Origin of the sequence: Silanimonas sp., assembly GCF_044377035.1 — a bacterium.
GTDB lineage: Bacteria > Pseudomonadota > Gammaproteobacteria > Xanthomonadales > Xanthomonadaceae > Silanimonas.
The window spans coordinates 1-11110 of sequence record NZ_JBILJW010000035.1; the positions used below are offsets into that span (position 1 = coordinate 1).

General features: G+C 70.5%; 11 protein-coding genes. 6 read left to right on the forward strand and 5 right to left on the reverse strand.

Annotated features, from left to right (window positions below):
• Positions 1-1847, forward strand: a 1847-nt coding sequence (parE, locus tag ACIQ6S_RS13565; protein WP_397608818.1) for a DNA topoisomerase IV subunit B, incomplete at its 5' end; no start/stop codon positions are given.
• A gap of 254 nt (positions 1848-2101) precedes the next feature.
• On the opposite strand, the gene hutG is transcribed toward parE, so the two are convergent.
• The 4 genes from hutG to ACIQ6S_RS13585 all read right to left on the reverse strand — a co-directional run bounded on the left by hutG (position 2102) and on the right by ACIQ6S_RS13585 (position 5971).
• Positions 2102-2884: an N-formylglutamate deformylase gene (gene hutG / locus ACIQ6S_RS13570; protein ID WP_397608819.1), complete on the reverse strand. Its 783-nt coding sequence runs from the start codon at positions 2882-2884 to the stop codon at positions 2102-2104.
• A gap of 14 nt (positions 2885-2898) precedes the next feature.
• The gene (locus ACIQ6S_RS13575) at positions 2899-4164 is read right to left on the reverse strand and encodes an NAD(P)/FAD-dependent oxidoreductase (RefSeq protein WP_397608820.1); all 1266 of its coding nucleotides are present in this window, start codon (positions 4162-4164) and stop codon (positions 2899-2901) included.
• Positions 4165-4182: 18 nt separating this feature from the next.
• Positions 4183-5412 (reverse strand): DUF418 domain-containing protein, encoded by a 1230-nt coding sequence (locus tag ACIQ6S_RS13580; protein WP_397608821.1) that lies wholly within the window; start codon positions 5410-5412, stop codon positions 4183-4185.
• A 79-nt stretch (positions 5413-5491) separates the two neighbouring features.
• On the reverse strand, positions 5492-5971 hold the full coding sequence (locus tag ACIQ6S_RS13585) for a peptidylprolyl isomerase (protein WP_297876152.1): 480 nt from the start codon (positions 5969-5971) through the stop codon (positions 5492-5494).
• A gap of 66 nt (positions 5972-6037) precedes the next feature.
• Between ACIQ6S_RS13585 and ACIQ6S_RS13590 the strand changes: the two genes are divergently transcribed.
• A complete protein-coding gene (locus ACIQ6S_RS13590) occupies positions 6038-6625 on the forward strand; it encodes a C40 family peptidase (RefSeq protein WP_397608822.1) in 588 nt (195 codons plus the stop codon).
• A 13-nt stretch (positions 6626-6638) separates the two neighbouring features.
• Here ACIQ6S_RS13590 and ACIQ6S_RS13595 read toward each other — a convergent pair whose 3' ends face one another.
• Positions 6639-7031: a YbaN family protein gene (locus ACIQ6S_RS13595; protein WP_397608823.1), complete on the reverse strand. Its 393-nt coding sequence runs from the start codon at positions 7029-7031 to the stop codon at positions 6639-6641.
• Between the two features lie 56 nt (positions 7032-7087).
• On the opposite strand from ACIQ6S_RS13595, the gene ACIQ6S_RS13600 reads away from it, so the two are divergent.
• From ACIQ6S_RS13600 to ACIQ6S_RS13615, 4 genes are all read left to right on the forward strand, one after another.
• Positions 7088-7987 carry a universal stress protein gene (locus ACIQ6S_RS13600; RefSeq protein ID WP_397608824.1) on the forward strand — a complete coding sequence of 300 codons (900 nt, stop codon included), beginning with the start codon at positions 7088-7090 and terminating at the stop codon, positions 7985-7987.
• A 243-nt stretch (positions 7988-8230) separates the two neighbouring features.
• Positions 8231-9628 carry a DEAD/DEAH box helicase gene (locus tag ACIQ6S_RS13605; RefSeq protein ID WP_397608825.1) on the forward strand — a complete coding sequence of 466 codons (1398 nt, stop codon included), beginning with the start codon at positions 8231-8233 and terminating at the stop codon, positions 9626-9628.
• Between the two features lie 99 nt (positions 9629-9727).
• On the forward strand, positions 9728-10132 hold the full coding sequence (locus ACIQ6S_RS13610) for a hypothetical protein (RefSeq protein ID WP_397608826.1): 405 nt from the start codon (positions 9728-9730) through the stop codon (positions 10130-10132).
• 5 nt (positions 10133-10137) lie between these two features.
• A partial coding sequence (locus tag ACIQ6S_RS13615; RefSeq protein WP_397608827.1) for a zinc-binding dehydrogenase occupies positions 10138-11110 on the forward strand: 973 nt, incomplete at its 3' end.

Consider the following 11110-nt stretch of genomic DNA (forward strand, 5'->3'; position numbering starts at 1 on the left):
TCAAGCGCCGCCCCGGCATGTACACCGACACCACGCGCCCGAACCACCTGGCGCAGGAGGTCATCGACAACGCCGTGGACGAGGCCCTGGCCGGCCACGCGAAGACGGTGGAAGTGACGCTCTGGGCCGACGGCAGCTGCGAGGTGAACGACGACGGCCGCGGCATGCCGGTGGACATCCACCCGGAGGAGAAGATCCCCGGCGTCGAGCTGATCCTCACCCGCCTGCATGCGGGCGGCAAGTTCAGCGGCAAGAACTACGCCTTCTCCGGCGGCCTGCACGGCGTCGGCGTCTCGGTGGTGAACGCGCTGTCCACCAAGGTCATCGTGCAGATCCGTCGCGAGGGCAGCGAGTACCGGATGGAGTTCCGCGACGGCGACCGCTTCTCGCCGCTGGAGACCATCGGCACCGTCGCCAAGCGCAACACCGGCACGCGGGTGCGCTTCTGGGCCGACCCGAAGTACTTCGACACGCCGAAGTACAACCTGCGCCACCTGCGCCACCTGCTGCGGGCCAAGGCCGTGCTCTGCCCCGGCCTCAAGGTCACCCTCTATGACGAGGCCACCGCCGAGCGCAACGAGTGGTACTACGAGGACGGCCTGCGCGATTACCTGAAGGGCGAGCTGGCCGCCCGCGGCGGGGAGCCGGACTGGCTGCCGGCCGACCTGTTCGTCGGCAAGCTGGCGAAGGAAGGCGAGATCGCCGAATGGGCTCTGTGCTGGACCGCCGAAGGCGAGTGCCCGCAGGAGAGCTACGTCAACCTGATCCCCACCGCGCAGCACGGCACCCACGTGAACGGCCTGCGTTCGGGCATCACCGATGCGCTGCGCGAGTTCTGCGACTTCCGCAACCTGCTGCCGCGCGGCGTGAAGCTGGCCCCCGAGGACGTCTGGGACCGCGCCAGCTTCATCCTCTCCTTGAAGATGGGCGATCCGCAGTTCAGCGGCCAGACCAAGGAGCGCCTCTCCTCGCGGCAGGCCGCGGCCTTCGTCGAGGGCGCGGCCCACGACGCCTTCTCGCTCTGGCTGAACCAGCACGTCGAGCAGGGCGAGGCCATCGCGCAGATGGCGATCGCCCGCGCTCAGGCCCGCCTGAAGACCGAGAAGCAGGTCGTCCGCAAGAAGATCACGCAAGGGCCTGCCCTGCCCGGCAAGCTGGCCGACTGCATCCTGCAGGACCTCGGCCGCACCGAACTCGTCCTCGTCGAGGGCGACTCGGCCGGCGGCAGCGCCAAGCAGGCGCGCGACAAGGACTTCCAGGCCATCCTGCCGCTGCGCGGCAAGATCCTGAACACCTGGGAGGTCGAGTCGGGCTCGGTGCTCGGCTCGCAGGAAGTGCACGACCTCGCGGTGGCCATCGGCTGCGACCCGGGCCACGACAACATCGACGGCCTGCGCTACGGCAAGGTGGTGATCCTCGCCGACGCCGACTCGGACGGCCTGCACATCGCCACCCTGCTCTCGGCGCTGTTCCTCAAGCATTTCCCGGCGCTGGTGCGCGCCGGCCACGTCTTCGTGGCGATGCCGCCGCTGTTCCGCGTCGACGTGGGCAAGCAGGTCTTCTACGCGCTGGACGAGGAAGAGAAGCGCCTGCTGCTGGAGAAGATCGAGCGCGAGAAGATCCGCGGCCAGGTCACGGTGACGCGCTTCAAGGGCTTGGGCGAGATGAACCCCTCGCAGCTGCGCGAATCGACCATCCATCCGGACACGCGCCGCCTCGTGCAGCTGACGGTCGAGGACGCCGGCGAAACCAGCGCGCTGATGGACATGTTGCTCAGCAAGAAGCGCGCGGGCGACCGCAAGAGCTGGCTGGAGACGAAGGGCGACCTCGCATCGCTGGAGGTCTGAGCCTCGGAAACGACGACGCGCGCCGGTGGGCGCGCGTCAGGCGGAGGCTTCGGCCTTGGAGATCGCCAGCATCAGCACGGCGATGAAGCCGGCGACGACGAAGCGGGCGAGGGTCATTCCGGGGGTCATGGCGGGCTCCGTGCACCGGGGGGCGGGCTGGGCCCCGGTTAACGATAGATTTACACGCCCAAGATGACGGTGTGCTGACGATTCCGTCGCGATTTATCGCGCATTTACCCGATGCGCCACCCGGATCAGGCCCGGAGCGCTGCCTCGATGAGCGCGCGCACCTGCCCCTGCAGCGGTGCGGCCCGTTCCGGCTCGAAGCCCCCATCGGGTTCAACCATGTAGGCGCGCTGGGCGGTCTCAAGCTGCACCGCGTCGATGCCTTCGGCGGGACGCCCGTAGTGACGGGTGATGTAGCCGCCCTTGAAGCGCCCATTGAGCACCCAGGAGAACCGCGATTGCCTCTGGAGCGCGGTGTGGAGCGCGGTTTCCACCGCGGCACGGCAGCTCGCCCCGGTCGCGGTGCCCACGTTCAGTTCGGGCAATTCGCCCTCGAACAGGAAGGGAACGGTCGAAGCGATCGAGTGGCCCTCCCAAAGCAGCACGCGGCTATGCCGCTCGCGCAGGCGGGCCAATTCGGCCGCGAGGGCCTCGTGGTAGGGGCGCCAATAGGTCTCGACGCGCGCCGCGATCTCGTCGGCATCCGGACCCTGCCCGTCCAAGTAGACCGGATCTCCGCTGAAGCGCACGGCGGGGCACAGGCCGGTGGTGTTCTGGCCGGGATACAGCGAGACATCGTCCGGCGGGCGATTCAGGTCGACCACGTAGCGCGAGTGCGTGGGAACGATCAGCGAAGCATCGAGCGCCTCGGCGATCGGGCCGTAGAGCGCCGACATCCACCAGTCGGTGTCCGGCGCGCGGCGGGCCTCGGGGGTCATCCGCGCCGCGAGGTCTGGCGGGATATGCGCGCCGTCGTGCGGCACGCTGATCAGCAGCGGCGCGCGGCCGCGTCGGAGCGAGAACAGGTCCATGCGCGCAGTGTCGCTCAGCCGAAGCGGGTGATGGCGTAAGGGGTCGGGTCGATCACGGGGGGCCGGCCGGTCACGAGGTCGGCGAGCAGGCGCCCGGTCACCGCCGACATGCCCATGCCCATCATCCCGTGCCCGACCGCCAGCCACAGGCCGGGTTGGCCGGGGACGGCGCCGAGGATCGGCAGGTCGTCCCAGGTCATCGGTCGCCAGCCGAACCATTCCTCGCGCTTCATCGGGCCGGTCGGCTCGCGCAGGACCGCGGCAGCGCCGCGTTCGAGGGCGTCGAGGCGGGCGCGGGTGAGTCGCTCGTCGTAGCCGGCGAACTCCATCGTGCTGCCCAGCCGGTAGCCGTCGTCCCAGGCGGTGACGCAGACCGAATGGTCCTTCAGCACCAGTGGGCGGCGGGGCGCCAGCGTCGGGCGTTCGTAGGTGATCGAATAGCCCTTGCCGGGGATGATCGGCAGGCGAAGACCGAGCGTGCCGGCCATATGCGCCGCCCAAGGGCCGCTGGCCAGCAGCAGCTCACGGGCACGCCATGACCGGCCGTCGCGCGCCGTGGCCTTCCAAGCGTCGCCGTCGCGGACGAGCTCGACGATGTCGGCACCCTCCTCGATGACGGCACCGTCCTGCGCTGCGATGCGAGCAAGTTCGGTGGTGTAGCGATCCGGACGCAGATGCCCGTCGTCGGGGAAGAACAACCCACCGGCCACGCCCTCCCGCAGCGCCGGCTCCTCGCGTTCGGTGCGCGCGCCGTCCCATTCGTCCACGGTGATGCCGTGCTCCCGCAGCACGGCATGTCCTCGACGACCGGCCTCGAAGGCGGCGCCATCGCGCCAGACGTAGAGCAAGCCGTCCCGGCGATGCCCGCAATCGAGGTCGCGCGATGGGATGAGCGCATCGAGCAGGGCCTGCGACGCGCTCAACAGCGCGGCCTTGGGAGCGATCGCGGCGCGGAAGGTGCGCTCGTCGCAGCGCGCGGCGAAGCGCAGCAGCCACGCCCACAGCGCCGGGTCGAACCGCGGCCGGACGAGGAAGGGGGCGTCGGGCTTGAGCATCCAGCCTAACGCCTTCGCCACCATTCCCGGCGCAGCCAGCGGCAAGGCGTGGCTCGGGGTGAGCGTGCCGCAGTTGCCGTGGCTGGTCGCCGCGCCGATGCGGTCGCGTTCGAGCAGAAGCACGGAGCGGCCGGCGGCGGACAGCGCCTGCGCGCAGGCGAGGCCGATGACGCCGCCACCCACCACCAGAACATCGCGGCGTGCGGCCGCTTCTCCGATCGTCATGCCACGGATCCAGCGACCTCAGTGGCCCGCCGCGCGCCAGCGCGGCGCACGCAGATGGGTACCGGCACGCCAGAGGCCTTCCAGAGGACCGAACTCGAACCGCGCCATCCACCAGCGGCTGGCCAGCACCTGGAGCACGAACACGAGGACCACGAAGCCCACCTGGCTGGCACGGCCCCACTCGCCGTACTGGCCGAGGCCATATCCATAGAACACGAGGCTGCAGACCAGGGATTGCGTCAGGTAGTTGGTGAGGGCCATGCGCCCGGCCGGCGCCAGGACGGCAGTCATGCGCGCGCCGAAGCCGCTTCCGGCCAGGAGCGCGAACACGCTCACGATCGCGAGCGACGCCGGCAGGTTGCCCAGCATCATCAGGCCCGTGGCCAGCATGGCCCGGGGGAAATCCTCGCCAGCGGGGAACTGCGTTCCCACCGCCAGGCTGGCGCCCACGCCGAGGACAGCCAGCGGCAGCGTCACCATCAGCAGACGCATGAAGAAGCCCCGATGCGCGACGACGTCCACCATGCGACCGGAACGCACGAGCCAGGCGCCGATCAGGAACACGCCGAGGATGCTGGGGATCTGCATCGGCCACGCACTGGGCACCATGTAGGTGAAGACCGTCTCGAGGCGCTGCTGGGCCACGGCCACGAAACTGCCGTGGGCGTAGACCTCGACGGCGATCTGCGCTTGGGCGGTCGCTTCGTCCATTTGCGCAGCGATCGGCGCGAGCTGGCTTGGCGGCAGGAGCTGCAACACGAGGCCGCTCAGCGCGGCCAGCGCACTCGCGCCGAGGTAGAGCGCCGCACCCGCCAGCCACAGGGCGTGGCCCCGCACGTGCAGGAAGGCCATCAGGACGAGCGCCGTGACGGCGTAGGACAGCAGGATGTCGCCATCCCACAGCAGGGCGATGTGCAGCAGACCGAAGAGCGCCAGCAGCACGGTTCGACGCAGGTAGGTGCCGAGGAACGGCCGGCCGGCGTCGCGCGCCCGGTCCGCCATCACGGCGAATCCCATGCCGAAAAGCAGCGAAAACAGGACCCAGAACTTGCCCTGCACGAAGGTGTAGACGAACCATGCGGCCGCGGCATCCTGGCCCTGCAAGCCGGCGGGAATGCCCAGCACGTAGTCCTGCAAAGGGCGGCCGAAGTACTCGATGTTCATCAGGAAGATGCCGAGCAGCGCGAAACCGCGCAGGCGGTCCAGCACGTCGATCCGCGTATCGGGCGGGAGAATCGGTTCTCGCATGCCACTGGCTCGCCAAATGAAAACGCCCCACAGCATACGGCCGCGGGGCGCCTGGGACACGGGCCTTTCGATGCGGGCGTCAGTGCTCCACGCCAACCTCGCCGTGGACGTGGCCGTGGTCCTTCTCTTCGGCCGTCGCTTCGCGGACGTCGACGACCTCGACGTTGAAGCTCAAGCTCTTGCCGGCCATCGGATGGTTCAAGTCGACGTCGACCACCGACAGGCCGATCTTCTCGACAGTGACCGGGCGCGGGCCCATCTGCGTCGGGACCACGATCTGCATGCCCACGGCCAGCTTCTGGTTCTTGAAATGCTTGCGCGGGATGCGCTGCACGAGACCCGGACGGCGCTCGCCGTAGGCCTGGTCCGGCGCCACGGTGACGTCGAAGGTCTCGCCGGCTTCGCGGCCGATGAGGGCGGCCTCGAGGCCCGGGATGATGGCGTTGTGGCCGATCAGCACGGCCAGCGGCTCGCTCTCGCGCGAGCTCTCGATGGCCTCGCCACCCGCCTCGGACACGGTGTAGTGCAGGCGGACGACGTGGTCTTTCTCGATCTTCATGGGGATTCCAAAACTCGGGGTGGGGCGCTGGAAGACAGCGCGCGGATTGGGGCAGACTCCGCGGCCATGAACGGCCGCAACGCCCTGCCCCGCCATTATCCCGCCGCCCGTGGCGCCGCGCCAAGCGCCGCGGCGCTGGCGCTTGCGCTCGGCCTGCTCTCCGGCTGCGCCAGCCTTGGCGACCGCGACGAGACGTCCGGCGAGAGCGCCTCCGAACCCCGCGCCCTGCACAGCGACCGCACCAGCGACGCGGTGCCGCTCGACCTGCGTGCCGACGACTTGCTGATGCAGGCGATGGGCTTGATCGGCACGCCGTACCGGTTCGGCGGAACCACGCCGCAACGGGGCTTCGACTGCTCGGGCTTCACGTCCTACGTCTTCCGTGAATCGCTGGGGCTCGAACTGCCGCGAACCGCGAACGACCAGTTCGTCGGCGCCGGCACGCCGGTCGAGAAGACCGCGCTCTCCGCCGGCGACCTGGTGTTTTTCCGCCAAGGGCGGGGCCGGATCGACCACGTCGGCATCTATGTCGGCGAAGGTCGCTTCATCCATTCGCCCAGCCGCGGCGGCCGCGTGCGCATCGATGCCCTCACCGCGCCGCACTGGACGCGCAGCTACAAGGGCGCGAAGCGGATCCTCGACGCAGCGCCCTGAGCGGCCCCGCGGACTACTCAGGCCGACGCCAGAGCCAGATCGCGACGACGGCCATGCAGGCCGTGCCGGTCGCGGCCATCCACCACTGCGGCGCGGTGGCGAACATCAGCACGGCGCATAGCGACATCATCAGGACGGCCATGCGCTTCGCCTTCCGGCTCACCGCGCCGCGGGCCTGCCAGTCGCGCACCATCGGCCCGAACAGGCGGTGGTCGAGCAGCCATTGGTGCAGGCGGCGCGAGCTTTTCGCGGCGGCCCACGCGGCGACCAGGATGAACGGCGTGGTGGGCAGGCCGGGCAGGAAGATGCCGATCACGCCCAGCCCCAACGCCGTGTAAGCGAGGGCGATCCAGAGCCCTCGGCGCAGGTCGTTCCACATCGGCGCAGGATACTTGACCGAGGTCATGCGACGGCCCATTCCAGCCGCGCATGGTGGCCTCATCGCCCCCGGGAGCTCCGGCCATGTCGAACGCAGCGTCCACCCCCGCCCCATCCCACCTCGTCGTGGCCAGCGATTTCAGCGCCTGCGCCGACGACGCGCTGCGGCGCGCCGATGCGCTCGCCGTCGCCCTCGGGGCGCGGCTCAGCCTGATGCATGTGGTCGAACCACTGCCCGTCGTCTCGGCCTGGGGCGACCCGGGCAGCGTGGCGTGGATCGGCCTTGAAGCCCTGCAGGAAGCCGGCCTCGCACGTCTCAGCCAGCAACGGGCCCGGCTGGCCTCGCTGACCCATCCCGATATCGCCCTGCACTGCCTCGTGGGCCAGCCGCGCCGAGACCTCGGCGCCCTCGCTGCCGAGCTCGGTGGCGACCTGCTGGTGCTGGGCGCCCATGCCCCGACCGGGCTGGGGCAGCGGCTGCTCGGCACCACCGCGCAGGCCGCGGTGCACGCCAGCCCGTTGCCGCTGCTGGTCTGCCGCCGGCCGGCCACCGCGCCTTGGCGACGGGTGCTCGGGGCTTCCGATTTCAGCCCCAGCGCCGAGCACGCCTTGCCCTGGGCCGCCGTGCTCGCGCCAGCCGCGGAGAAACACCTGTTGCACGTGCATCCCTCGCTGCCGGAGGCCACGCTCGCCCTCGTCCAGCCCGACCCCGCCGCGCTCGAGCGTTTCACCGCCGAGGCGGAGAAAGGCGCGTTGGAACGCTTCGCCGCGCTGTCCGCCCGCTACCCGGACTGGGTGGCGCACTTCCGCCGCGGCGACGTGGCGGAGACGGTCGAACGGGAGGCCGCAGAACGTGGCGCGGACCTCGTGGTGCTCGGCACCCGGGGCCACGGCCCGTGGCTCGGCGGCCTGTTGGGCAGTGTCGGCCAGCGCCTGCTGGCCAAGCTCGACGCCGACGTGCTCCTCGTGCCCCACCGGTCCTGACACCGATGGCTCCCGGCTGAACCGTCCGAGCGCCGGGCTGGCGCGGGCGACGCGCTTGCCGTAGGGTGCGCGGCTTCCGGTGCCGGGTGATCCAAGGTCCCCACGCCGGCCGCGCGCCTCGGCTTGAAGCCGTCGCCCCGGCCCTTCCGCCCGCCCAAGGGCACCGTCAGCGGTTCGTCCGCCCCCTCTCGCAGCGCGGTTCCAGGGAACGCTCCGGGTTTTTCGCTTTTGGAGTGTTCTCTCATGACGTTTGAATCCCTCGGGCTCACGCCCGCGCTCTGCCGTGCGCTCGACGGCCTCGGTTTCACCACGCCCACGCCGATCCAGGCCGAAGCCATCCCGGCGGCCCTCGAAGGCCGCGACCTGCTGGCTGGCGCGCAGACCGGCACCGGCAAGACCGCCGCGTTCGGCCTGCCGCTGCTGCAGAAGCTCGCCGCCGGTGAGCGCTCGCGGAACCCGCGCGCACTGATTCTTGCTCCCACGCGTGAGTTGGCGCAGCAGGTGCACGACAACCTGCGCGACTACGCCAAGCACCTGTCGCTGAAGATGGCCGTCGTCTACGGCGGCGTCTCGCTGGTGAACCAGGCCAACACCCTGCGCCGCGGCGTCGACATCATCGTGGCCTGCCCAGGCCGCCTGATCGACCACATGCAGCAGCGCAACGTCGACCTGCGCGAAGTGCAGGTGCTGGTGCTCGACGAGGCCGACCGCATGCTCGACATCGGCTTCCTGCCGGCCATCCGCCGCATCATCGCGATGGTGCCGAAGCAGCGCCAGACGATGCTGTTCTCGGCCACCTTCGACAAGGCCATCCGCGAGATCGCCAAGGAAGCCCTGCGCGATCCGCAGGAAATCCAGGTGACGCCGCCGAACGCCGTCGCCGCGATGGTGACGCACCGCGTCCACCCGGTGCGCGACACCCAGAAGCGCGAAGTGCTGCTGCAGCTGCTCTCCACGCACTACCAGGACCAGACGCTGGTCTTCGCCAAGACCAAGCACGGCTCGGACCGCCTCGCCAAGCAGATCACCGCCGCCGGCATCCCGGCCGAGGCGATCCACGGCAACAAGTCGCAGAACGCCCGCTTGCGCGCGCTCAGCGACTTCAAGAAGGGCACCGTACGCGTGCTGGTGGCGACCGACATCGCCGCCCGCGGCCTCGACATCCCCGCCCTGCCGCGCGTCATCAACTTCGAGCTGCCGATGGTCCCCGAGGACTACGTGCATCGCATCGGCCGCACCGGCCGCGCCGGCTGCACGGGCGAAGCGATCTCGCTGGTCTCCAAGGACGAAGCCAAGCTGCTCCGCCAGGTGCAGCGCATCCTCAAGGACCCGCTGGAAGTGCGCGGCCTCGACGGCTTCCCGCCGGATTGGAGCTTCCGCGACGGCAACGACATCAACGACGACAGCACGGCCGGCCAGCAGCGCGCGCGTCGCCCGGACGGCCCGCGTCCGCCGCGCCGTGATGGTCAGCGCCCGGGTGGCAATGCCGCCGCCCCGCGCCGCGACGGCCATGCCCACGGCCCGCGCCGTGACGGCGGCCGCCCGCAGGGCCACGCCGGCGGCCCGCGCCGCGACGGTGGCAACGGTGGTGGTGGCCAGCGTCAGGGCGGCCAGCGCCGCGACGGCACGCGTCCGGCCTGATCGGCCACGCCATCGCTGGACCAGGAACGGGCCTTCGGGCCCGTTTCCTTTTTCGCGTGGGCTGACGCAGGCTGGGCGCTCCTCGGGAGGGAGACGTCCATGCTTCGCTTGATCCTCGCGTTCCTCGCCGGCGCCGTCGCGATGTCGCTGACGGTGGCCGGCCTCCAGGCCGTCGGACACGCCGTTTGGCCGCTACCCACGGGCATCGACCCGAAGGACGCGGCGCAGATGGCGGGCTTCGTCGAAGCGATGCCGCTCGCGGCGAAAGCGTGGGTACTGCTGGCCTATGCCATCGCGACCACCGTGGCCGTGCTGGTCGCCACCACGATCGCCCGGCCGCGCTGGAAGGGCCTCGGCATCGCCCTCGGCCTGCTGATGGTGGGGCTCTGCGCCATCAATCTCAGCCTGCTGCCGCACCCGCTGTGGATGCTCATCGCGATGCTGGCGATTCCGCTGCCGATCGCGATCGGCGTGGCGCACTGGCGCCGACCAGCGGGCGGCTGATCCGCGTGCGCCGCATCGTCATCGAACGCCCGGGCGGTTACGACGCCCTGCGCCTCGTCGAGTCCCCCGATCCGCTGCCGAAGGCCGGCGAGGTGCGGCTGCGCGTCGAAGCCTGCGGCGTCAATTACGCCGACGGCATCATCCGCATGGGCCTGTACGAGAGCGCCAAGCGCCTGCACGGCTACCCGATCACGCCGGGCTTCGAGGTGGCCGGTGTGGTCGATGCGGTCGGTGACGGCGTCGAGGGCTGGCAGCTCGGCGACCGCGCCATCGGCGTGACGCTGTTCGGCGGCTACACCAGCGCGATCTGCCTGCCATCAGACCGCGTGTTCGCTACGCCGCCCTCGCTCTCTAGCGAGCAAGCCGCGGCGCTGCCCACGGTGTTCCTCACCGCGTGGTTCATGGCGCATCAGCAGGTGTATCCGAGGGCCGGCGAGCGCTGGCTGGTGCACTCCGCTGCCGGCGGCGTGGGCGGTGCCCTGCTGCAGTTGGCGCGGCTCGCCGGTGTCGAAGCCACGGGCGTCGTCGGCGCCGCGCACAAGATCGACGCGGCGAAGGCGCTCGGCGCCACCCACGTCATCGACAAATCGGCGGGCGACTGGATCGCGGCAGCGAAGTCGATCGCGCCGGACGGGTTCCATGCGGTGTTCGACGCCAACGGCGTCTCGACCCTGAAGGCCAGCTTCGATGCGCTGGCCCCGATGGGCAAGCTGGTGATCTACGGCTTCGCTTCGATGCTGCCGAAGGACGGCCGCGTGAACTGGCTGAAGCTGGCCTGGGACTGGTGGCGCACGCCGCGCTTCAACCCGCTGGCCATGACCACGAGCAACCGCAGCGTGTTGGCGGCCAATCTCAGCTTCCTGTCCGCGGAAGCGCCGCGACTGCGCGAAGGCATGCTCTGGCTGCTGGAACGTTTCGCAGACGGCCGCCTGGTGCCGCCGCCGGTGGAACCCTTCCCGCTCGTTGACGCGGCGCAGG